The following is a 21,730-nucleotide window of genomic DNA, read 5'->3' on the forward strand; positions in this document are numbered from 1 at the left end:
ATCCAGCGCACATGACGGTCTGATCGATCCGATCACGACCGTGAAAGCTTTGCCAAGATTGTTTCATCAAGGCTAATGTGGCACGAACGCAGACCACTCTACACAGCGCAAACCGCGCGCGCTCATTCCGGGCGATCCTGCCCGCCATGCCAATTCGTCCACGTGGTACGGACGCATCTGAACCGCACCAAATACTTTACAAATTTAGTGCCTGTAGGCATGATCCGTTGGGTCCGCCGGCCCGCCCGGCGCCCTTGTCGTTACTCCTGAGGTTCTCCACACGACGCATATGGCAGCAGTCCTCCCCAACACGACCACCGGCACCGCACTGTCGGGCCTTGCGCGCGCGCTGGTCCAGGCCAATCGCCTGAGCGCGGCGCAGGCGGACATGCTGCACAAGAAGGCGGTCCAGGAGAAGACCGCCTTCATCGACGCCGTGCTCGCCAGCGGCGCGATCGAGCCGCGCGCGCTGGCCGCGTTCTGCGCCGAGACCTTCGGTTATCCGCTGCTCGACCTGTCGGCCTTCGCGCCGGAATCGCTCCCCACCAGCGCCATCGACGCCAGGTTGATGCAGGCCCAGCGCGTGATCGCGCTGGCCAAGCGCGGCAATAAATTGTCGGTCGCGCTGTCCGACCCGACCAATAACCAGGCCCTGGACCAGATCAAGTTCCAGAGCGAGGCGACGGTCGAGCCGGTGATTGTGCCGCACGACGCCCTGCTGACCCTGCTCGCCGCGATCGCCAAGGGCGCCGAGCAGGACTTGAGCGAGCTGGCCGGCGACGATGCCGACATCGAGTTCGCCGAGGAAGACCAGCAGTCGGCAACACCGACCGAAGCGGCCAGCGACGTCGAGGACGCGCCGATCGTGCGCTTCCTGAACAAGATCCTGATGGACGCGGTTCAAATGGGCGCATCGGACATCCACTTCGAGCCCTACGAAAAGTACTACCGGATCCGCCTGCGGGTCGACGGCGTGCTGCGCGACCACGCCTCGCCGCCGTTGTCGATCCGCGAAAAACTGGTCTCGCGCATCAAGGTGCTGGCGCGGCTGGACATCGCCGAAAAGCGCGTGCCGCAAGATGGCCGCATGCGCCTGATCCTGTCGGCCACGCGCACCATCGATTTTCGTGTCAGCACGCTCCCCACGCTGTTCGGCGAAAAGACCGTCATGCGTCTCCTGGACGCTTCCCAGGCCCAGATGGGCATCGACGCGCTCGGCTACGATCCGGACCAGAAGGCGCTGCTGCTGGACGCGATCGCCCGCCCCTATGGCATGGTGCTGGTGACCGGCCCGACGGGCTCGGGCAAGACCGTGTCGCTGTACAGCTGCCTGAACCTGCTGAACAAACCCGGCATCAATATCTCGACCGCGGAAGACCCGGCCGAGATCAACCTGCCCGGCGTGAACCAGGTCAATGTCAACGAAAAGGCCGGCCTGACCTTCCCGGTCGCGCTCAAGTCCTTCCTGCGCCAGGATCCCGACATCATCATGGTCGGCGAGATCCGCGACCTGGAAACCGCCGACATCGCGATCAAGGCCGCCCAGACCGGCCACATGGTGTTCTCGACCCTGCACACCAACGATGCGCCGTCGACCCTGACGCGCCTGATGAACATGGGCGTGGCGCCGTTCAACATCGCCTCGTCGGTGATCCTGATCACGGCCCAGCGCCTGGCGCGCCGCCTGTGCAGCTGCAAGCAGCCGCTCGAGATCAGCCACGAGGCCATGCTGGCGGCCGGTTACCGCGACAGCGACCTGGACGGCGAATGGCGGCCCTACGGCCCGGTCGGCTGCGACCGTTGCCTGGGGTCGGGCTACAAGGGCCGGGTCGGCATCTACCAGATCATGCCGATCTCGCCCAGTATCGAAGCGCTGATCCTGGCCAACGGCAACTCCATGGAGATCGCGGCCCAGGCCGAGAAGGAAGGCGTGAACTCGCTGCGCCGCTCGGGCCTGATGAAAGTGAAGCAAGGCATGACCAGCCTCGAAGAAGTGCTTGGCTGCACCAACGAATAAGACCGCGAACAGGATCACATTTATGGCAACTTCCCTGCAACCCAAGAGCCGTGGCGCACAGGTCAAGGAGAACGTGTACGCCTGGGAGGGCAAGGACAAGACCGGCCGCGTGGTGCGCGGCGAGGTGCGCGCCGGCGGCGAGGCGATCGTCAACGTGACCCTGCGCCGCCAGGGCATCATGGTCACCAAGGTCAAGAAAAAGGTCTACCGCAGCGGCCGCAAGATCACGGACAAGGACCTGACCATGTTCACGCGCCAGCTTGCCACCATGATGAAGGCCGGCGTGCCGCTGCTGCAATCGTTCGACATCGTCGGCAAGGGCCACAGCAACCCGTCGATGGCCAAGCTGATCCAGGATTTGCGCAACGACGTCGAGACCGGCACCAGCCTGAACCGCGCCTTCCGCAAGTTCCCGCTGTACTTCGATCCGCTGTTCTGCAACCTGGTCGGCGCCGGCGAACAGGCCGGCATCCTGGAAGACCTGCTCACGCGCCTGGCGATCTACAAAGAAAAGACGCTGGCGCTCAAGGGCAAGATCAAGTCGGCCCTGACCTATCCGATCGCGATCCTCGCGGTTGCCCTGGTCGTGACCGCCGTGATCATGATCTGGGTGGTGCCGGCCTTCAAGCAGGTGTTCTCCAGCTTCGGCGCCGACTTGCCGGCGCCGACCGTGATCGTGATGTCGATCTCGGACTTCGTCGTTCAATGGTGGTACGTGATCTTCGGTTCGCTGTTTGCCGGGCTCTACCTGTTCTTCCAGGCCTGGCGCCGCTCGCTCAAGATGCAGCAGGTGATGGACCGCGTGCTGCTGCGCCTGCCGATCTTCGGCAGCGTGATCCGCAAGGCCACCATCGCGCGCTGGACGCGCACCCTGTCGACCATGTTCGCCGCCGGCGTGCCGCTGGTCGAAGCGCTCGACTCGGTCGGCGGCGCCTCGGGCAATGCGGTATACCTCGAAGCGACGCGCAAGATCCAGAACGAGGTCAGCACCGGCACCAGCCTGACCACGTCGATGCAGAATGCGGATGTGTTCCCCAATCTCGTGATCCAGATGGTGCAGATCGGCGAAGAATCGGGCTCGCTCGATGCGATGCTGGGCAAGGTGGCGGATTTCTTCGAGGATGAGGTCGATGAGGCGGTGGCGGCCTTGTCGTCGCTGATGGAGCCGCTCATCATGGTCATTCTCGGGGTGCTGATCGGCGGGCTGGTGGTGGCGATGTATTTGCCGATCTTCAAGCTCGGGTCGGTCGTCTGAGTTCGCGCCGCCGGTCCGCGGACCGGCGCGCGACCATCCCTGTCAGCGCCATCCCAGCGCCGGCGCCACATGCTCGAGCAAGGCCGACAGCACGTGGACGTTGTAATCCACGCCAAGCTGGTTCGGCACGGTCAGCAGCACCGTATCCGCCTCGGCAATGGCTTCATCCCGGCGCAGCTCTTCGATCAAGCGATCCGGTTCGGCCGCATAGGAACGGCCGAACACGGCGCGCATATTGTCGATGACGCCAACCTGGTCGGTGCTGTCGCCCCGGCCGAAATACGCGCGGTCCATGTCGTTGACGAGAGCGAAGATCGAACGCGAGACGCTGACCCGGGGCGTGCGGGCATGTCCCGCCTCTTTCCACGCGGCGCGGTATGCGCGGATCTGCTTTGCCTGCTGGACGTGGAACGGCTCACCGCTTTCGTCGGCCTTGAGCGTCGAACTCTGCAGGTTCATCCCCTGGCGCGCCGCCCAGATCGCGGTCGCGTCCGACGCGGAACCCCACCAGATACGCTCGCGCAGCCCCGGCGCATGCGGCTCCAGGCGCAACAAGCCTGGTGGATTGGGGAACATCGGCCGCGGGCTCGGCTGCGCAAAGCCCTTGCCCTCGAGCAGCCCGAAGAATACTTCACCATGGCGGCGGCCCATGTCGGCGTCGCTTTCGCCGTCGGCCGGCGCGTAGCCGAAATGGCGCCAGCCTTCGATGACCTGCTCGGGCGAACCGCGGCTGATGCCAAGCTGGAGGCGGCCACCGCTGATGATGTCGGCGGCCCCGGCATCCTCGACCATGTAGAACGGGTTTTCATAGCGCATGTCGATGACGCCGGTGCCGATCTCCATGCGCCGGGTCTTCGCAGCTATCGCAGCCAGCAGCGGAAATGGCGAGGCGAGCTGGCGCGCGAAATGGTGGACGCGGAAATAGGCGCCGTCCACGCCGAGCTCTTCCGCCGCCACGGCGAGGTCGATCGATTGCAGCAGCACGTCGGACGCCGAATGCGTTGCCGATCCTTGGGTATCGGACCAATGTCCGAAAGAGAGAAATCCAATCTTCTTCATGGCGCAAGTTCTCTGATCATCATTAAATGGTGTGTCGCCCTAGAAGGAAAAGGCTCCCGCAGGCGCCCGCGGCACTGTCGATGCTCCACTCTACCCAAGAACGCATCGCCGCGCTCGCCTGCAAAGGAAATATGCCCGCCTGTGCTCAGGCGAATTCGAGCACTTGATCCAATGGGCGGCGCGGCTTGCGCGGCCAATTTTCGGCAGTCGCATGCCCGACCGCCAGCAGCAGGACCGGCACCTCGTTGGCGCCGAGATCGAACTCGCGCGCAACGGCGGGCGCATCGAAGCCGATCATCGGGGCCGAGCCGAGGCCGGCGGCCTGCGCCGCATAAATCAGCGTACTCGCGCCAAAGGTGGCGGTACGCACTGCCTCGTCGCGCTGCTGCTGCGGCTTGTCGTCGTACAGGATCTTGGCCGCACCTTCCCACCCCGGCACCATCTCGGCGGGCATGATGCCGGCCTCGACGACCGGCGCCAGCCGCTCGGGAATCGTGCGGTAATCGGCCAGCTGGCCAATGACGATGAAGGTGACGGCGGCGTCCGTGATCTTCGCCTGGTCCCAGCCGAACCGGCGCAGCCGCGCCTTGGCTTCCGGTGTACGCACGGCGATGAAGCGCCAGTTCTGCAGGTTGAACGAGGTCGGCGCCGTCGTGGCCAGGGCGATGAGATCCTCGATCTGCCGGTCGCTGACGGTACTGGTCGCGTCGAACAGGTTGGTCGTGCTGCGTTGCTCGATGATGTGGGTGGACGAAGTGGTCATTGCTTTCCTTGAGTGGTGAAGGTCCTGCGTGCCCTTGCTGGCGGGCGAAATGGTGGATACCGGAGGTGGCTCAGACGATGCTGTCGACCACGCCGCCGTCGACGCGCAGCGCCGCACCGGTCGTGGCCGACGCCTGTTCCGAGCTCGTGTAGATGATCATGTTCGCCACCTCGTCGACGGTGGCGGGCCGCTGGATGATCGACGAGGAACGGTGGTTGGCGACGAAGTTGCGGGCAGCCGCCTCGACGCTCTCGCCGGCCTGGTCGGCGCCCGGCTTGAGCAGGTCGATCACGCCTTCGGACATCGTCGGCCCGGGCAGGATCGCGTTGACCGTCACCCCGGTGCCGGCCAGGCGCTTGGCCAGGCCGCGCGAGACGGCCAGTTGCGCGGTCTTGCTAAAGCCGTAATGGATCATGTCGGACGGAATATTGAGCGCCGATTCGGACGAGATGAAAACGATCCGGCCCCACTCGCGCGTCACCATTCCTGGCGCGTACTTGCGCGCCAGCCGGACTCCGGACATGACATTGGTCTGGAAGAACGTGTCCCACACGCTGTCGGGTGTATCGAAAAAGTCTTGCGGTGCATAGATACCCAGGTTGTTGACGACGATATCGAATGCAGGGTGTTCGGCATGCAGTTGGTCGACGCTCTCTTCGAACGACATGTCGCCCACGAAGCCATAGGCCTTCCCGGGAAGATCCTGCAGCCGGGCCAGGGCCGATGCCACCTTGCTCTCACTGCGCCCGTTGATGACGACGTCCGCGCCGGCGGCCAGGAAACCCCGCGCCGCTGCAAAACCGATGCCGCTGGTGGAACCGGTGATCAACACCTTTCGATTATTAAAACTGATGTTCATGGTCTGCTTTCCTGAATTGGATGGCTGGTATCGGAACTGCGTTATCCGCCGAAGGAATCACACTTCGATGGTGAGGCTCGATTTTATGGAGCATTTCTCGCGCTGATAATCGGGTGGATTTGCAATTCAATTTTTGAGAGAATCGAAAGATGGACCAGCTCGATTCGCTCCGCCTGTTTATCGAAGTCGCCGACAAAGGGAGCTTTTCGGCGGTCGCCCGCAACCGTGCAATCGCAACGTCCACCGTGACCCTGGCGATCAATCATCTCGAGCAGATACTCGACGTTCGCCTGCTGGCGCGCTCGACCCGGAAAATCACGTTCACGCACGAAGGCGAGCGCCTGCTGATCGACGCCCGGCGCCTGGTGTCCGAATGGGATGCGACCAAGCTCGGCCTGAAGCAGGACGGCGAGCTGGAGGGACTGATCCGGGTCACCGCGACCAATGACTTCGGCCGCACCCAGCTGCGTCCGATGCTCGACGCATTCCAGCTGCGCTATCCGAAGATCCAGACCAGCCTCCTGCTCAGCGACAATGTGGTCAACCTGATCGACGAGCAGATCGACCTGGCGCTTCGATATGGCCCCTTGCCCGACTCGGGCCTGCAGGCGCGCCTGCTGATGTCCGGGCATCGCCTGGTCTGCGCCTCGCCCGCGTACTGGGATCGCCATGGCCGCCCCACCCACCCCGACCAGCTGGTGCATCACAACTGCCTGGTGCTGGCCAGGCGCGGGGCGCCTCTCTCTTCCTGGACATTTCGCGAGAACGACAGGACCTTCAGCGTCAAGGTCGGCGGGGACCGCCAGATCAGCGATGGGGCTGTCTTGCGCGAATGGTCGACCGATGGCGTCGGCGTCATCTGGAAGAATCGCCAGGACATCCGATGCGAACTCGAGCAGGGAATCCTGGAAGGCGTGCTCGACGATTACTCGACGGGCCCGGTCGACCTGTTTGCGGTGTATGCAGCAAGTCCGCCGAATCGCCGGACCTCGGCACTAGTGGATTTCCTGGCGCAAGCACTGGCTTCCTGAGCGGCGCCAGGCACGACGCAAACATGGCGCCGAACGCAAGGCATCGCATCAGCGTAGCGCCGCGCGCAGCCCCCGCACGATCCACTCCCCGGCCGCGCGCACCAGTACATGACCCGTCGCCCACGGCCGCTGCCGGTCCAGCCCGCGCCGCCCCATACGCTGCGGCAAAAAGAAACGCCCGAACGCCGACAGTCCGCCGGCCCGCAAGATCCAGAAACACCCGCCGGCATACGTCGCATCGAAGCCATCCCCGGCCCGCAGCAGGTAAAGCGCCGTCCCCGAACACATCGCCACGTCGGCCGGCGCCTCGCGCGCCAGCAGGCGCAGGCCGCGCAGGTACGATAGCTCGATGGTCTGGCGCAGGTCGGGCAAGGTCAGCACCAGCGGCCGCAGCAGGCGCAGACGCTCCAGCAGCCGCGGCAGGCCGTGCAGGCGCGCGCCCGCCTTCTCGCGATACCTCGACAACGCCTCTTTCAGCTCCGCCACCGTCGCCTGCGCCGGGCGCGGCAGCGGTTCGGGCCGGTCGCGCCAGCACGCCATCCAGTGCGCCAGCGCCTGCTCGTGCCGGGCCGCGAGGCTGTCCGGGCTGTCGAATTCGAGGTCGAAGCACGCCCCCGGCGCCAGGTAGCGGATGAGATCGCGCTGCGCCTCGAGCCGTGGCGCCTCGAGCACGCCCAGCGGCGTGCGGCGGCCGTGGTTGAGCCAGGCATTGTCGACCCGGCTGAACCGGGCGAACGAGGCGATCGGCACGATCAGGCGCGGCCTGAACGTCTCGGCCTGCAGCGCCAGGCGCTCGATTCCCTGCTCGGCAGCCGCCTCGCGCCGCGCGAAATCATCGGGATTGCCGCACCAGGCCATGTCGGCGAAGCCTGTCAGCAGCACGTCGACGCGCAGGTTCGCCCTGCGCAGGCGCTCGGCGGCGGCACGGCAGGCGGCGTGGGTCGAGAGCGCCCGTTCACCCAGGTGCAGGATCGAGCGCCGCCCGCAGCGGATCAGGCACCAAGAATCGCCGTCGCCGTTCGCATGGGCCGTGATCTGCAGGTCGCGTGCGAGCGTGCGCGCCTGCCCGTCGGCGCACTCGGCCACGGCGAAGCGGTTGCGCCGCAGCTCGCCCTGCAGGCGCCAGTCGCGGCCCTGGCGGTAGAGAAAAGTGGCGATGCCGCGGAACTCGGCGCGAAAGCGGCGCAGGAAAGGCGCCGACAGCCGGTCGGGCTGGGCGCGCGAACACCAGATGAAGACCGGCAAGCCGCTGGCGTTCAGTTCGGCGATCAGGCTGGCGGTGCTGGTGGAACGGTCGAGCAGGCTCCAGGCGTCGTTGTGCACCGTGCCTTCGAGCCAGGGGTCGGCCAGCAGCAGTGCACTATCGGTGCGCAGCAGAAAGCTGGCATGGTTCAGGAAGGTAAAGGTCGGGCTCGGCATGACAGTGCGGCGGCAAGTGGACGAGTCCAGCCTAGCCCGTCGCCGCACGTCATCCATGAGGCACCGCAATCGTGCTGCGGTGCCTCCCGCCCCGGGTTCAGACCGGGATTGCCTCGAGCAAGAGCGCCCGTTCAAAACCGATCTTGAGCTTGTTGCTGGCCGCGCTCACTTCGCCCAGCTCGCGGTCTTCCACGTAATCGCGCACCTTGTAGCGGCCGCTGCCCAGCCCGCGCAACTCGACCTGGCCCGACCACTCGTTCGCATAGAAGGCATAGTACAGCCGCCCTTCCTTCTCGACCGCATGGGTTTCAGGCTTGTCGAAGCCGATGTCGTACAGTTCCCCGCGGTACTGGCCCTTGGGCAGCATCTTGTCCTTGTAGATGCCGATCCACTTGCGCCACTTCGCTTCCTTGACCGCCGTCAGCAGGTAGCTGTCCTTCGGCTTCGGGTCTTCGGGCCAGGTGAACTTGGTCGAGACCACGGCGCCGATGCCCACGGTCGAGGCAAAATCGTCGCCGCCGTCGCTCAGTTCCACGTGGTCGCCCGCATACGCCGCCGTCGGCCCCATCAGGGCTTTCAGGGTCTTGCCCTTGTGCCGCACCTGCCATGACGACAGCGGATCGGACGACGGCGCCTGGTTCGTGTACGGCAGCGTGTGGAAGGCATACGAGGTGCCGCAGGGGCAGAACTCGACCACGGCGTTCGGATTGATCTCGCGCGCGGTGTCGTACACCATCTTCCAGAAGTCCTGCAGCTTCTCGAACGATTCCTCTGGGCGCGCGTGCTTGTGCGCCGGGTTGTAACAGGGCGCCACGCCGTTCAGGTGCTGACCGTCGAGTTTCAGGCCCTCGTAGCCCCACTCGCCGATGATCTTGCGCACCAGCGCGCGGGTCTGCTCGATCACCGGCTCGTAGGCCGGGCACAGGTACAGCGAATTCCACCAGGTGATGAATTGCGGCGCGCCGTTTTCGTCCAGCAGCAGCTGGTCGGTCTGCTGGTGCAGCAGGTCGGTGCCGGGATCGGCCGCCAGCGGCGCCAGCCACAGCCGCGCCTTGAGGCCCGCGCCGTGGATATCGTCCACCAGCTTCTTCATGTCTTCGTCGCCGCGCGCGAACTTCTTGCGGTCGATCTTCCAGTCGCCTTCGTTGGTCTGCCAGCCATCGTCCAGCACCGCCCATTCGAGGCCCAGTTCCTTGGCCTTGGCCAGGGTGCCGGTCATCAGCGGGATGGTGAAATCGCGCTCGTAGCCCCAGGCGCACCAGATCGGCTCGTACGATTCCTCGCCGGGCTGCGGAGCCGCCAGGCCGCGCTCGGACATCAAGAGGCGGTAGCGGTCCAGCGCCGCGAAGTAGTCGCCCGTGTGCACGGTGACGAAGGTGTCGAGCGTCGTCAGCTCCTGGCCCGGCTGCAGCACGACCGCCTGGTCGAATTCGATCGCCAGCGCCGCGCCAGCTTTTACTTGCCGCACCGGCAGCGCCACCAGGCGCGGCACGGTGTCGAGGTGGCCGACCGCCAGCCCATGCTCGGGCTGCCAGACGTCGGCCACCGGGGTGCCGCCGCCATAGTCGGACGAATTCATGCCCATGAAGTTGCGCTGCTCGAAGCCCTCCTTGAGCGGCTGCACCCAGTCGCGGCGGTCGGCGTGCGACGAGCCGGAGAAGGTCCAGAAGCCGCGGCCCGGGCTGCGTTTGGCCGGCAGCAGCGTGTAAGCGCTGTTGGACCAGGCCTCGACCGGCAGCGCCGTGTCGCCGTTGTTGCGGTAGCTTACGCGCAGCAGGGCCAGGCCCGGGTGGCGTTCGTAGAAGGTGACCGTCACGGTCTTCTCGATGCGGTCCTTCGACACGCCTGTCAGGCGGTGGCGGGCGCCGCCGCCGTGCGGTCCATCGACGCGGTCGACCGCCTGCCCGGCCAGCGCGAAGCTGTCGATCCAGCGTCCACCCGTCACGCGCAGCCGTTCGCTGGCGTGGAAACCCGTGACCGGGATCGCCGCGCCGCCGTTCCTGGCCAGCAGGCGGCTCTTCATCTGGCCGTCGAATTCGAGTCCCAGGCTGGCGTCGCCGATGCGCGCCACGTTCTTGCCCTGGGGTGCGGCCATGGCCACGCCCGCGCCGGCGCCCATGCCCGTCGCCACGGCCGATCCGGCCAGCCACTGCAACAGGGTGCGGCGCCGTTCGCTCTGCACTTCGGTCATCTTGTCTCCTTGCTTGGTATATGCAACACAGCCGGCGCGGGCCGGCCGAGCCGCCCTACACCAGCACCACTTGCGCGCCGCGCGAGCGCAGCGCCTCGACCATCTCCGCCGGCACGCCGGCATCGGTGATGATCTGGTCGATCTGTTCGATCGTCGCGATCATGGACAGGCTGCGCCGTCCCATCTTCGACGAATCGCCCACCGCCACCACGCGGCGCGCGATGCCCAGCATGCGCGAGTTCAGGCGCGCTTCGAGCAGGTGCGGCGTCATCACGCCGATGTCCGGGTCCAGGCCGTCGAAGCCCAGGAACAGGATATCGGCATGCAGGCCTTCCAGCGCCTGCTCGGCCTGCGGCCCGCCTAGCGAATACGAAGCGGGACGCAGCACCCCGCCCAGCATGATCAGGGTCACGTGCGGCGCACCGGCCAGCAGCACGGCGATATTCAGCGCATTGGTGATCACGTTCACCGACTGCAGCTTCAGGCCCCGGATCTGCTTGGCGATTTCGGCGGTCGTCGTGCCCGAATCGAGCACGATGGTCTGCCCTTCCCCGATCAGCTTGACCGCTTCTTCGGCGATGCGGATCTTCTCGGCGCGGTGCAGCGACTGCTTCACGCCGATCGGCAAGTCCTCGTCGGCGCGCTGGGCCAGGGCCCCGCCGCGGGTACGCACCACGGCGCCGATCTCGGCCAGCACGTTCAGGTCGGCACGCACCGTCACCAGCGAGATGCCGAACATCCCGGACAGCTCGGCCACCGTCACCCGGCCGCGCTCGGCCACCATCTCGCGGATCTTGCGGCGCCGTTCCGCCACCAGCAGGTCTTGCTCAGGCACCGCTTCCGGCGGCTTGTCTTCGTTACCGTTCGAAACTTTCGTTTCTGTTTTTTTCGCTTGCTTCATTCCTGTTCCTTCTGCGCCGGTTCGCCGCCGCAGTTCCGTGTAGATGCTCTTGCTCTATTGGCGCTATTGACGGATTGATGATACAGGATGGAAATGCAAGAAACGAAAGTCCAAACTATTTTTTACGTCCTTTCTCACTTACGTATGAAGCCCGCACGGTCAAGCCTTCCAGGCGCCCTTGAACACGCGCTCGGCATTCAGGCGGAACAATTTATCGGCCACCGGCTTCGGCAGCGCCAGGCCCATCACCTTGCCGTCGAGGTCGGGCGTGGTGATCTCGTCGTCGGTATTGAAGTAGCGCCAGTCGCGGCGCCAGACGCCATCCAGGTCGGCCACGAAGGCGGCCTGGGGTTGCTCTGCCGACTGGGCCAGGTCGGAGCCATACATCAGCCGGTCCTGGTAAGTAATAAAGAACTGCCTGACCTTCTCGCGGTCGCGCTGCGACTGGTGCTGGACCTGGCCGATGCGGGCCGCGATGTCCACGTTCGCCGTGGGGTTGCGGTCCAGGAAGCGCGCCAGCTCGTCCACGCTCCACTCCAGCGACGCCATGTGCACGCCAACGAAGCTCAGGCGCGGGTGGCTGGCCAGCAGGCGGTCGCGCGCCCCCATCTGGTCTTCATAGCTCGGCATGGTCGGCTGCAGGTACATATGGTATTGCGGGTGGTTCCTGAAGTATTCGCGGTCGTTCTTCACCGTCATCTTCTCGAGCGGCAGCCAGCAGTTGTGCGGCTCTCCCTGGTGGCCCACCAGCAGCACGTCGCGCTGTTCAAAAGCGTCGAACAGCGGCTTGATGCGGGCGTCATCGACCATCACCAGCTTGTCCTGGGCGTCGCGCACCGACATGCCGATGTTCTTCCACACCTTGACGCCTACCGCGCCATCCTGCAGCGCGCCGTCGAGCCGGTGCAGGGTGGCCGGGACCCAGGCCGGCTGCAGCAGATTGTCGGCGCTGAAGCTGGCGATCCAGCCGACGGTGGCCGGATGCTCGTGGTGCAGCTTGCTGGCCACGCGCTGCTGCTGGTCGAGCGCCGGAAAATCCGGATAGTCGACATTGATGGTCAGCGCGCGGAAGTTGGCCTTGCGCGCCAATTCCAGGAAAGGCCCCTGCTCCAGGCCATGCAGGTGCAGGTGGGCGTCGATCTTGGGCACGCTCTCGTAGTCGTGCATGGTGTAGCTGTCGCCGGCCAGCGCCCCGAACGGGGCTGCCAGCGCGGCGAGGAGGACGGTGCGAAGCAGTGAGAGGCGCATATCATTGTCCAGTCTGATGAATGTGGGTCAGTGCCGGCTGGCGAGCCGGTCCAGCGCCGCCTGGCCCAGTGGCTGGCCGGCGCTGCGCGCGGCGTACAGGGCGGCGCCGAGCACCGGCGCCAGGCGTGGCGGCGCCAGGCGGTACGGCCGGCTGCTTGCGGCCAGCGCGCGCTCGAACGGCGCGAGCAGCAGGCTGCCTTCACCGAACAGGCCGCCCGTATACGACACCGCCAGCGCCTGGCCCGGATCGACCTCGAGCCGGCTGCGCACCGCGTCGACCATATCGGCCAGTTCGCGCGCGGCGTCGGTGAAGATGGCGCGCGCCTGTTCATCGCCCTGCCCCGCCGCCTCGGACACCAGCCGTGCCAGCTGGGCGATGCGGCTGCGGTCGCCGCCGAGCTGGCCGTAGACCACGCCGCACAGGTCGAGATCGTCCTCCAGCGCCAGGCGTTCGCGCACCAGCCGGTAGAAAGGCCCGCGCGGCGCCCGGCCATCGCTCATGCGCGAAAACAGCGCCAGGCCGGCGCGCGCGATCCAGTGGGCCGAGCCCTCGTCGCTGAACAGTTCTCCCCAGCCGCCGGCACGCGCCTGGCGGCCGGCGACTTCGCCATACGCCATCGAGCCGGTGCCGGCGATCACACTGATGCCGTCCATGCAGGCCAGCGATCCGGCCCAGCTGCACACCATATCGTTGCCGCACAAGGTGCGCTCCGGGCCCAGGATGGCGCCGGCGATCAGGTCCAGCGCGCGCTGGGCCGCGCGGTCCTCGCCATAGGCCGGCAGGCCGAAGAAGGCATACCTGACCGCGCCGCCATCGACGCCGGCCGCGGCCAGCACCGCCTGCACGCCGCGCTGCAGGGTCGCCGCCACGCCGGGCAGGCCAATGTCGACATGGTAGGTGCTGCCTTCTTCATGGCGTGCCAATACGCCGCCATTCGCGTCGACCAGCGCGAACGCGGTCTTGGTGCCGCCGCCGTCAACTCCGAGGAACATCGGACACCTCGCGATCGAACGGGTAGATCGTCACGCCGCGCACCACGCGGTTGACGGTGCCGGACATGCTCGGCGTATCCGGACGCACGCCGAGCGACAGCGAGCGCAGGTAGGCAAAGCTTTGGCAGAACACGATATAGGGCAGCGCCAGTTCCAGGTCTTGCGCATCGTCGGCGCCGGAGAACACGAACGCATCTTCTCCAAACGCGTCGCCCAGCGCGTCATCCTGGCGCGCACCCAATGCCAGCACGCGGCCGGCGCGGCGGTCGCCGCGCAGCTCACGCAGCAGGTCGAGATCGTAGCGGCGCGCCTGCGGGTCGTTCGACAACAGCACCACCACCAGGGTCTGGTCGTCGACGATGGTCTTGGGACCGTGGCGGAAGCCCAGCGGCGAATCGTGGATCGCCACCACCTGGCCGTCGGTCAGTTCGAGCAGCTTGAGCGCGGCTTCGCGCGCCAGGCCGCGCAGCTCGTTGCTGCCGAGGTAGACCACGCGCCGGAACGCGCCATCGACCAGCTGGGTCAGCAGCGGCAGCGCGCGCGCACCGACCTGGCCGGCCGCCGGGGCCAGGCGCGCCGCGACGCCCGGCGTGAGCACCCTGAATGCCAGCGCGGCGGCCAGCAGCATCGAGGTGAAACTGGTCGTCATCGCGAAGCCGCGGTCGTGGGTGGCGTCGGGCAGCAGGATCGCCAGTGCATTGGCGCGGTCCTGGGTCATGCGGTACAGCTGGCCCTCTTCATTGCAGGTGATCACGAGGTGATGGACCTCGTCGACCAGCTGGTCGGCCAGCGCCACCGCCGCCACGCTTTCCGGGCTGCTGCCGGAACGGGCGAACGACACCACCAGGGTCGGCACGGCGCGCTGGAAGTAGCGGTCCGGGCCCGACACCAGGTCGGTGGTCGGCACCGCTTCGACGCGCCGCCCCTGGCGCAGCAGGCCTGGCGCCAGGCATTCCCCGATAAAGGCCGAGGTGCCGGCGCCGGCCATCACGATGCGCAGTTCCGGGCGCGCCAGCAGCGGCGCCAGGAAGGCGTCGACCTGCCCGCGCTGGCCGGCCACCAGCGCGTCGATCTGCGGCCACACCTGCGGCTGCTGCGCGATCTCGCGCGCGGTCACGCCGCCGCCCAGCGCATCCAGGCGGCTCACATCCTGTCCAAAAATCTCGCTGCCGCCGTTCACGGCATCCTGTACTGCTTGCATGTTCACTGCTCCCTAGGTTCGGCGCCCGGCTGGCAGGCGCGCATGTACTGGCGCAGCACGCGGGCTACCCCTTCTTTCAACAAGTCGAGCGGCGCGTTGCGCAGCCGGCCCTCGCGCACCGCTTCATAATGGAATGGCAGGTACTGGCTCAGCAGGGTAAGCGGCGCCGGCTGGCGTTCCAGGTTCGCGACCAGCGCCGCCTGGGCGGCCTGGATGCGCGGATGCGGCCAGTAGTAACGGATCCGGTCCGAGAGGCTGAACTGCTGGTCGAACAGCAGCCGGCCGGCGTCGTGGTAATACTTGCGCCAGTAATCGGGCTCGCTGCGCATCACGTCCAGCACCACGTCCTTGAAACCGCTATTGCTGGCAGCGCCCATCTCGGCCTCGATGTCGGCCAGCGCCCACAGCGTCTCGCGCAGGGCGAAGGTCAGGCCGGGGCCGACCTTCAGGATGGCGAAGTGGTCGCGCACCAGCGCCTGCAGCAAACCCGGGGTCTGGTAGTCGGTCGAATGGGCCTCGAACACCATGCTCGGCTCGCCCTCGATGAAGCGGCTCAGCGCGACTGCCTTTTCGGGACGGTAGTCGATCACCTTGTGGTGGTCGAATTCGACGCCCGGCTGCACCACCAGGCCGATCACGCGCGGCCATATGGCGTCCAGGCCGGCCGCAGCGAAGGCGGCGCGGTGGGCGGCGATGGTCAGCGCAGCCGCTTGCGGCGTGGTGACGGCCAGTTCCGCCAGGTCTTCATGGGCGCCGCCCGGCACCGGCACTTCGGTGCCGACGATATAGACCGGCGCCTCGCCGCCGGCGCGCTGCCAGGCCCGCTCGGCCACCACGGCCAGGCGCGCGGCGCGCTCGGCCACCACTTCGTCGGGCAGCGGCACCGGATCGCCCGCGCACGACATCGAGCAGTCGAGGTGGATCTTCCTGAAACCCGCGCCGACATACCCGTCGATCAATACTTCGGACTTGGCCATCGCGCTGGCGGCCGATTCGCCCTGCCAGCAATTCGGTCCCAGGTGGTCGCCGCCCAGCAGGATCCGCCCGTGCGGAAAGCCGACTTTGGCGGCGATGCCGAACACGAAATCGCGGAAGGCGCTTGGGGTCATGCCGGTATAGCCGCCATCCTGGTTGACCTGGTTCGAGGTCGCCTCGACCAGCACCGGGCCATCGCCCTCCAGGCCGGTCTCGAAGGCGGCCTCGATCACCAGCGGATGTGCCGAACACACCGAGTGGATGCCCAGCGGCTGGCCCGCATGATGGCGTTGGACGAGGTCGAGAAGCACTTGCATTGTCGTTGACTCCAGTAAGAATGCTCAGGCGGCGTCCGGCTCGTCCGGCTGCAGCGCCAGGAACAGCGCGGCCGCCAGCGAGAGGCCGATGCCGGCCAGCTTGAAACCGTTCGGCAGGCTGGCCGCCATCGCCACCGAGATGACCGTGGTCAGCAGCGGCGCGCCGGCATTGACCAGGGGCGAGACCACCAGCGCCTTGCCGTGCCTGAAGGCGTACACCAGGGTCAGCGCGCCGACCGCATTGAGCACCTGCGTCACCGCCGCCAGCCACGGACCGTCAAGGCCGTAGTTGATCGGCTGCGAAAAATCGGTCATGTAGAGCGCGACCGGGATGAAGGCGAGCGCGCTGGCGGCCATGTACAAGAAGATGCTTTCGGCATCCATGATGGCGTTGGCGCGCTTGATGAAATAGGCTTGCAGGCCCCAGGCCACCAGCACGCCCAGCGCCAGCAGGAACCACCAGCCATAAGCCACGCCGCCCTGGTCCGGGGAATAATCGAACAGCGGCAGCGCGCACAGCGCCAGCACGATGCCGGCCACGCCCATGGCGCCGGTGCGCTCGCGCAGGAAGGCATACGACAGCGCGATCGTGATCACCGGCGACAGCGAGATCAGCGGAAAGATCAGGTAAGTGGGGCCTTCCTTCACCGCATGGAACAGGATCATCTGTCCGCCCGCCCCCAGCAAGCCGATGGCCAGGCCGTAGCCGACCGCCGGGCCGTCGCGCCGCACGCGCCAGCCAATGCGCGCCAGCGCATACAGCGCCGGCGGGATCATGGTCAGCGCCCATACCGCGTACACCAGGGTCTCGGGAAAGCCGTTCTGCACCGGGCGCCCGGCGAAGGCGCCCCACACGCCCCACAGCAGGGTGGTGGCCAGGGCGAAGCCCAGCCAGTGGCTCTTGCCAGGTGCACCGGTGGTCGTCATGGCGCGCATCAGAACTTCACGCTCATGCCGGCGGCGTAGGTGCGGCCCCAGGTTTCGAAGCCATAGATCGCATCGCTGCGGCCCAGGTTGGAACGCATCACCTCATCACTCAGGTTCTTGCCTTCGACGAACAGGGTCACGTTCTCGTTCAGGTCATACGAGGCCGAGGCGGTGACCCAGGTGATGGCGTCGACCTTGTTCGGAAAGCCCGCGATCACATTGGTGCTCTGCGTGTACTTGCCGGTGTAGTCGAAGGTCAGCGCGGCGTTGATCTTGCCCTTCTCGTACAGGAAGCCGAGCGAGGACGCGGTCGGGGCCACGCCTTCGAGCTGGCCGACGTATTCTCCGCCGGAATAAGCGCGGGTCCAGGTCTTGGCGAACTTGGCGGCAATGCCGAAGCCGTTGTCCCACAGGTGCTGCACGCCCAGCTCCATGCCGCGCACGCGCGCCTTGTCGCCGTTGACCGGACGGGTGACGGTGTACAGGTAGCCCGGCACCCCGATATCGACTTTCTCGTCGGTCTGGAAAGTGACGAAGTTCTTGATCTGCTTGGCGAACAGGGCGACATTGACCGCCGACTTGGGCTGGTAGTACCACTCGAGCGACAGGTCTTGCTGGGTCGCCTCGGTCGGTTTCAGGTTCGGGTCGCCGTCGATCGTGAGGATATAGCTGCGGTCGAGCGTATTGTCGGTGCGGGTCGGCGCCAGGCGGTCGAGCGAGGGACGCGCCATGACCTTGGCGGCGGCGGCGCGCAGTACCAGGTCGGGCTGCATCCAGTAGCTGAAGTTAGCCGACGGCAGCACCTTGGTGTACGAGCCGTCCTGCGACACCGGGGTCGCTTCGCTGTACTCGATATCGGGGCTGCTGGTCGGGATTTCCGGAGTCGGATCGTTGATCGAGATGATGTCGTCGATCGCGCTGCGCGAACGGGTCTTGGTGTGCACCACCCGCACGCCGACGTTGCCGTTCCATCGCTCGCCCGACAGTTCGAACTGGCCGAACAGCGTGGCGGTCTTTTCGCGCACGTCGTAGGACTGGGTCGGCACGAACTCCGGCTGTGACTTGCTCACGTCATAGACCTCGCCGGTCGGATTCCCGTCCGAATCGAGCTTGGGCTTGCCGTCGAGCGCCTTGAGCGCCTCGAAGTAGGCCGGCACGTCGAAGGCGACGAAACTGCCCGGGAAGTTGCCGCCGGCGCCGCGCATATAGTTCGGCAGGTTCATCGGCCGCACCACGTTGGCGCCCAGGTTGGCGAAGGTGGTCGAGTACATATCGCAGTACTGGCAGGCGCCGCCGTTCTTCTCGTTGCCGATCGCGGTGCGCTTCTTGGAGCGCGAGGTGCCGGACGCGCCGAACTCGAAGGCGTCGATATTCCACTTGCCGTCCAGGCTCAGGCGCCCTTCGAGCGAGCCGCCATCGACCGTGTCCTTGATGTCGACGCCGGTCAGCCCGGCGAAGTGGACGCCGTAATCGCTGTTGCCCAGGCGTCCGGCCGCCAGTTCGGTGGCCAGGTCGCGCCCGTCCTCGAGCGTCACGCGGATGTCCGGGAAGGCGTTGTCGTTGGCCTTGTAGTAGCCGGTGTTGGCGCCGCCGATGCCGGCCACCACGAAGGTATCCTTGCCGCCGGAATCGCGTTTCGAGGTCGAGCGGTACAGGTCGCCGACCAGGCGCAGGTCGCGGTTGACCTTCCACTCGCCCTTCCAGCCGACCTGCATGGTGTCGACCTTGCGGTCGGTGGTCACGTTCGACATCTCGGGCACCAGGTCCTTGATCGTCATGCCGGTGATCAGGCCGTCCCTGGCGACGACGTCCGACCAGCGGTCGGCCGCGTGCTCGACATAGTACGACTGCTGGTAGCCGACTTGCGGCGAATCCAGGCGCGTCGCCAGCGCGTCGAAGGTCATGCGAAAGTCAGGCGTGACCTTCCATTCGAAGGCGCCGGTGAGCGCGGCGCGTTTCTTCTTCTCGAAGATCGAGCCGAACGAGATACAGCAGGAGCCGAGCAGGTTCTGTTCGTCCGGACCCAGGCTGCCGTTGCCGTCGACGTCGAAGCTGCCCGGCGAATCGGCATTGAAGGTCTGGTAGCCCAGCGAGTCGGTGCGCACCTCGCGGTCGGACAGCACGGCGCCGAGGATGAACCCCATCTTGTTGTCGTTAAAGGTGTTGCTGACCACGCCCGACAGCTTGACGCCATTCTTGCGCGACAGGTCGTTGCGGTCGCCCTCGATGCGCGCCGAGGCGTGGTAGCCGGGATTGTCGAAGGGCCTGGCCGAACGCAGGTTGACCGAACCGCCGATGCTGCCTTCCATCTGCGCGGCGCTGGCCGATTTCATCACGTCGGCGCCGCCGATCATCTCGGATGGCAGCACGTCGAAGGCGAAATCGCGGCCGTCGCCGTCGGTGGCCAGGATGCGGCGGTTGAGGGTCACGATGTTGTAGCCCGAACCGAGGCCGCGCACATTGATGTACTGGCCCTCGCCGCCGCGGGTGCGCGAGACCGAGATACCGGCGATGTGGGTCAGCGAATCGGCCACGTTATCGTCGGGGAAGCGACCGAGCTCGGTGGCCGAGATCGAATCCTGGATCACGTCGGCGTTGCGCTTGAGGTCGAGCGCGCGCGCCAGGGCGGCGCGGGCGCCGGTGACCACCACGACCGTGGGCTCGGACGGGTTGGCCGTCGTCGCCACGGTCGCGGCGTTGCTGGTGTTGCTGGTGTCGCCGGTCTCTGCGGCGTTGCCGGCCTGGACCTGGGCCAATGCCATGCCGCAGAGTGCGGTATTCACGGCAGTGGCGATCAAAGTCCGGCGGAGTCCCTTTTCGAATCTACTGCGCATGGCATGTTCTCCTTCAGGTGTCGTCGTTGTAACCAAATAGTAATAGAAGATTTTCGAAATATCAAATAACTTTCGAAAACTTTCGATTTGATTCGAAACTGTGTGTTGTTTGCCGCAAAGCGGCGCCGGGAGAACGCCTTCGCCAAACGGGGATAAAAACCCCTACAATGAGGTTGATGTAAGGAATCACTCTGCGGCAGGCCTTCGCCTGGATGGCGCCGCACACTCGTCTCGGACCGGATCGACATGCCCCTGGAATCGTTGCTGTTTGCGCCCCCCGCCCTGCTGGGCCCCACCCTTGTCGCCGCCCTGCTCGGCCTGCTCGTCGGCAGCTTCCTGAACGTGGTCATCTACCGCATCCCCAAGATGATGCAGCGCGAGTCCGACAACTACGTGGCCCAGGAAAGCGGCAAGGAGCCGCCGCATACCGACCGCTTCAACCTGATGGCGCCGCGCTCCTCTTGCCCCTGCTGCGGCCACCAGATCACGGCCATCGAGAACATCCCGGTCATCAGCTGGCTCGCCTTGAAAGGCAAGTGCCGCAAGTGCAAGACGCGGATCTCGCCGCGCTATCCTGCGATCGAGCTGTTCACGGCCATCGTCTCGGGCCTGCTGGTCTGGAGCTTCGGCAGCGGCGCGGCAGGCATGGGCAGCCTGCTGTTCGCCTGGCTCCTGATCGCGATGACCTTCATCGACATCGATACCCAGCTGCTGCCGGACGACCTGACCTATCCGCTGTTGTGGGCCGGCCTGGTCATGAACATCGACGCCACCTTCGTGCCGCTGCAGGACGCCGTGATCGGCGCCGCGGCCGGCTACCTGGTGCTGTGGGGGGTGTATTGGGCGTTCAAGCTCGCCACCGGCAAGGAAGGCATGGGCTATGGGGACTTCAAGCTGCTGGCTGCGCTCGGCGCCTGGCTCGGCTGGGCGGCGCTGCCGACCATCATCCTGCTGTCCTCGGTGGTCGGGGCGCTGGTCGGCATCGGCCTGATCGTGTTCGCCAAGCGCGGCCGCGACAAGCCGATCCCGTTCGGCCCCTACCTGGCGGCGGCGGGCCTGATCGCGATGCTGTATGGCGAACAACTGGGCCAGTTCGGGCGGAGCCTGCTGGGATGAACGGCAAGGCGGCATTCTCGGTCGGCCTCACCGGCGGCATCGGCTGCGGCAAGAGCACCGTGGCCGAGCTGTTCGCCGGCCTGGGGGCCACGATCGTCGATACCGACGCCATCGCCCATTCCCTGACCGCCCCGCATGGCGCGGCAATGCCGGCGATCCTGGCCGAATTCGGCCCCGATTTCGCCACACAAGAGGGCGCGCTGGACCGCGCGCGCATGCGCAGCCTGGTGTTCTCGGATGCAGGCGCGCGCGGGCGGCTGGAAGCGATCCTGCATCCGCGCATCCGCGACGCCACCGCGGCGGCGGCGGCGCTCGCCACCGGACCGTACGTGATCTACGCAGTACCGCTCTTGATCGAATCGGGCGCCTGGCGCGACCGGGTGGCGCGCGTGCTCGCCGTGGACTGCTCGGAAGACACGCAGGTGGCGCGTGTCATGCAGCGCAGCCGCTTGGACGCGGACCAGGTGCGCGCCATCATGGCGACCCAGGTCACGCGCGCCGAGCGCCTGGCGGCGGCCGATGACGTGATCGACAACGACGATGGCCTGGAAACCCTTTTACCTCAGGTAAAACGCTTGCATGAGCGGTATCTTGCATTGAGTATGTAACAAGATTGATGCAGTG

General features: G+C 66.3%; 17 protein-coding genes. 5 read left to right on the top strand and 12 right to left on the bottom strand.

Going from position 1 to position 21,730, the window contains the following annotated elements; all coding sequences use genetic code 11:
• Window positions 1-289: 289 nt before the first annotated feature.
• Together pilB and E8M83_RS21320 are read left to right on the top strand one after the other, a co-directional pair.
• Window positions 290-2,017: a type IV-A pilus assembly ATPase PilB gene (gene pilB / locus E8M83_RS21315; protein WP_137175358.1), complete on the top strand. Its 1,728-nt coding sequence runs from the start codon at window positions 290-292 to the stop codon at window positions 2,015-2,017.
• Window positions 2,018-2,039: 22 nt separating this feature from the next.
• Window positions 2,040-3,272 (top strand): type II secretion system F family protein, encoded by a 1,233-nt coding sequence (locus E8M83_RS21320; RefSeq protein ID WP_137175359.1) that lies wholly within the window; start codon window positions 2,040-2,042, stop codon window positions 3,270-3,272.
• A 42-nt stretch (window positions 3,273-3,314) separates the two neighbouring features.
• Here E8M83_RS21320 and E8M83_RS21325 read toward each other — a convergent pair whose 3' ends face one another.
• The 3 genes from E8M83_RS21325 to E8M83_RS21335 all read right to left on the bottom strand — a co-directional run bounded on the left by E8M83_RS21325 (window position 3,315) and on the right by E8M83_RS21335 (window position 5,953).
• The gene (locus E8M83_RS21325; RefSeq protein ID WP_137175360.1) at window positions 3,315-4,331 is read right to left on the bottom strand and encodes an LLM class flavin-dependent oxidoreductase; all 1,017 of its coding nucleotides are present in this window, start codon (window positions 4,329-4,331) and stop codon (window positions 3,315-3,317) included.
• Window positions 4,332-4,476: 145 nt separating this feature from the next.
• Window positions 4,477-5,094, bottom strand: coding sequence for a nitroreductase family protein (locus E8M83_RS21330; protein WP_137175361.1), 618 nt, complete (start codon window positions 5,092-5,094; stop codon window positions 4,477-4,479).
• A 70-nt stretch (window positions 5,095-5,164) separates the two neighbouring features.
• Window positions 5,165-5,953: an SDR family NAD(P)-dependent oxidoreductase gene (locus E8M83_RS21335; protein ID WP_137175362.1), complete on the bottom strand. Its 789-nt coding sequence runs from the start codon at window positions 5,951-5,953 to the stop codon at window positions 5,165-5,167.
• Between the two features lie 149 nt (window positions 5,954-6,102).
• Here E8M83_RS21335 and E8M83_RS21340 point away from each other — a divergent pair, with 149 nt between their 5' ends.
• Complete coding sequence (locus tag E8M83_RS21340) at window positions 6,103-6,984, top strand: LysR family transcriptional regulator (RefSeq protein WP_137175363.1); 882 nt, start codon at window positions 6,103-6,105, stop codon at window positions 6,982-6,984.
• A 48-nt stretch (window positions 6,985-7,032) separates the two neighbouring features.
• Here E8M83_RS21340 and E8M83_RS21345 read toward each other — a convergent pair whose 3' ends face one another.
• From E8M83_RS21345 to E8M83_RS21385, 9 genes are all read right to left on the bottom strand, one after another.
• The gene (locus E8M83_RS21345; RefSeq protein ID WP_137175364.1) at window positions 7,033-8,403 is read right to left on the bottom strand and encodes a hypothetical protein; all 1,371 of its coding nucleotides are present in this window, start codon (window positions 8,401-8,403) and stop codon (window positions 7,033-7,035) included.
• A gap of 97 nt (window positions 8,404-8,500) precedes the next feature.
• Window positions 8,501-10,594, bottom strand: coding sequence for a glycoside hydrolase family 36 protein (locus E8M83_RS21350; RefSeq protein WP_137175365.1), 2,094 nt, complete (start codon window positions 10,592-10,594; stop codon window positions 8,501-8,503).
• A 55-nt stretch (window positions 10,595-10,649) separates the two neighbouring features.
• Entirely contained in the window at window positions 10,650-11,495 is an 846-nt protein-coding gene (locus E8M83_RS21355; RefSeq protein WP_137175366.1) for a DeoR/GlpR family DNA-binding transcription regulator, read from the bottom strand.
• 159 nt (window positions 11,496-11,654) lie between these two features.
• Complete coding sequence (locus tag E8M83_RS21360) at window positions 11,655-12,743, bottom strand: amidohydrolase family protein (RefSeq protein WP_137175367.1); 1,089 nt, start codon at window positions 12,741-12,743, stop codon at window positions 11,655-11,657.
• A gap of 27 nt (window positions 12,744-12,770) precedes the next feature.
• Window positions 12,771-13,736 carry an N-acetylglucosamine kinase gene (locus E8M83_RS21365; RefSeq protein ID WP_137175368.1) on the bottom strand — a complete coding sequence of 322 codons (966 nt, stop codon included), beginning with the start codon at window positions 13,734-13,736 and terminating at the stop codon, window positions 12,771-12,773.
• Window positions 13,720-14,937: an SIS domain-containing protein gene (locus tag E8M83_RS21370; RefSeq protein WP_137175369.1), complete on the bottom strand. Its 1,218-nt coding sequence runs from the start codon at window positions 14,935-14,937 to the stop codon at window positions 13,720-13,722. Before E8M83_RS21370 ends, E8M83_RS21365 begins: the two co-directional genes overlap by 17 nt.
• Window positions 14,938-14,939: 2 nt before the next feature.
• The gene (locus tag E8M83_RS21375; protein ID WP_137175370.1) at window positions 14,940-16,229 is read right to left on the bottom strand and encodes a D-tagatose-bisphosphate aldolase, class II, non-catalytic subunit; all 1,290 of its coding nucleotides are present in this window, start codon (window positions 16,227-16,229) and stop codon (window positions 14,940-14,942) included.
• A gap of 24 nt (window positions 16,230-16,253) precedes the next feature.
• Complete coding sequence (locus tag E8M83_RS21380) at window positions 16,254-17,165, bottom strand: DMT family transporter (protein ID WP_229491739.1); 912 nt, start codon at window positions 17,163-17,165, stop codon at window positions 16,254-16,256.
• Window positions 17,165-19,939: a TonB-dependent receptor gene (locus E8M83_RS21385; protein WP_170976882.1), complete on the bottom strand. Its 2,775-nt coding sequence runs from the start codon at window positions 19,937-19,939 to the stop codon at window positions 17,165-17,167. Before E8M83_RS21385 ends, E8M83_RS21380 begins: the two co-directional genes overlap by 1 nt.
• A 297-nt stretch (window positions 19,940-20,236) precedes the next feature.
• Here E8M83_RS21385 and E8M83_RS21390 point away from each other — a divergent pair, with 297 nt between their 5' ends.
• Together E8M83_RS21390 and coaE are read left to right on the top strand one after the other, a co-directional pair.
• A complete protein-coding gene (locus E8M83_RS21390) occupies window positions 20,237-21,106 on the top strand; it encodes an A24 family peptidase (RefSeq protein WP_137175372.1) in 870 nt (289 codons plus the stop codon).
• Entirely contained in the window at window positions 21,103-21,714 is a 612-nt protein-coding gene (coaE, locus tag E8M83_RS21395; protein WP_137175373.1) for a dephospho-CoA kinase, read from the top strand. The genes E8M83_RS21390 and coaE overlap by 4 nt, the downstream gene beginning before the upstream one ends.
• Window positions 21,715-21,730: the final 16 nt, after the last annotated feature.

The sequence above is a fragment of the Massilia sp. HP4 genome, from assembly GCF_005222695.1.
GTDB lineage: Bacteria > Pseudomonadota > Gammaproteobacteria > Burkholderiales > Burkholderiaceae_D > Telluria.

Excerpts from the sequence above, each read along its gene's own strand:
- E8M83_RS21330 (WP_137175361.1), bottom strand. The coding sequence starts at position 5,094 with ATGACCACTTCGTCCACCCACATCATCGAGCAACGCAGCACGACCAAC.
- E8M83_RS21355 (WP_137175366.1), bottom strand. The coding sequence starts at position 11,495 with ATGAAGCAAGCGAAAAAAACAGAAACGAAAGTTTCGAACGGTAACGAA.
- E8M83_RS21360 (WP_137175367.1), bottom strand. The coding sequence starts at position 12,743 with ATGCGCCTCTCACTGCTTCGCACCGTCCTCCTCGCCGCGCTGGCAGCC.
- E8M83_RS21390 (WP_137175372.1), top strand. The coding sequence starts at position 20,237 with ATGCCCCTGGAATCGTTGCTGTTTGCGCCCCCCGCCCTGCTGGGCCCC.
- E8M83_RS21345 (WP_137175364.1), bottom strand. The coding sequence starts at position 8,403 with ATGCCGAGCCCGACCTTTACCTTCCTGAACCATGCCAGCTTTCTGCTG.
- E8M83_RS21375 (WP_137175370.1), bottom strand. The coding sequence starts at position 16,229 with ATGCAAGTGCTTCTCGACCTCGTCCAACGCCATCATGCGGGCCAGCCG.
- E8M83_RS21335 (WP_137175362.1), bottom strand. The coding sequence starts at position 5,953 with ATGAACATCAGTTTTAATAATCGAAAGGTGTTGATCACCGGTTCCACC.
- E8M83_RS21320 (WP_137175359.1), top strand. The coding sequence starts at position 2,040 with ATGGCAACTTCCCTGCAACCCAAGAGCCGTGGCGCACAGGTCAAGGAG.
- coaE (WP_137175373.1), top strand. The coding sequence starts at position 21,103 with ATGAACGGCAAGGCGGCATTCTCGGTCGGCCTCACCGGCGGCATCGGC.
- E8M83_RS21365 (WP_137175368.1), bottom strand. The coding sequence starts at position 13,736 with ATGTTCCTCGGAGTTGACGGCGGCGGCACCAAGACCGCGTTCGCGCTG.
- E8M83_RS21340 (WP_137175363.1), top strand. The coding sequence starts at position 6,103 with ATGGACCAGCTCGATTCGCTCCGCCTGTTTATCGAAGTCGCCGACAAA.
- E8M83_RS21325 (WP_137175360.1), bottom strand. The coding sequence starts at position 4,331 with ATGAAGAAGATTGGATTTCTCTCTTTCGGACATTGGTCCGATACCCAA.
- E8M83_RS21350 (WP_137175365.1), bottom strand. The coding sequence starts at position 10,594 with ATGACCGAAGTGCAGAGCGAACGGCGCCGCACCCTGTTGCAGTGGCTG.
- E8M83_RS21370 (WP_137175369.1), bottom strand. The coding sequence starts at position 14,937 with ATGCAAGCAGTACAGGATGCCGTGAACGGCGGCAGCGAGATTTTTGGA.
- E8M83_RS21380 (WP_229491739.1), bottom strand. The coding sequence starts at position 17,165 with ATGCGCGCCATGACGACCACCGGTGCACCTGGCAAGAGCCACTGGCTG.
- pilB (WP_137175358.1), top strand. The coding sequence starts at position 290 with ATGGCAGCAGTCCTCCCCAACACGACCACCGGCACCGCACTGTCGGGC.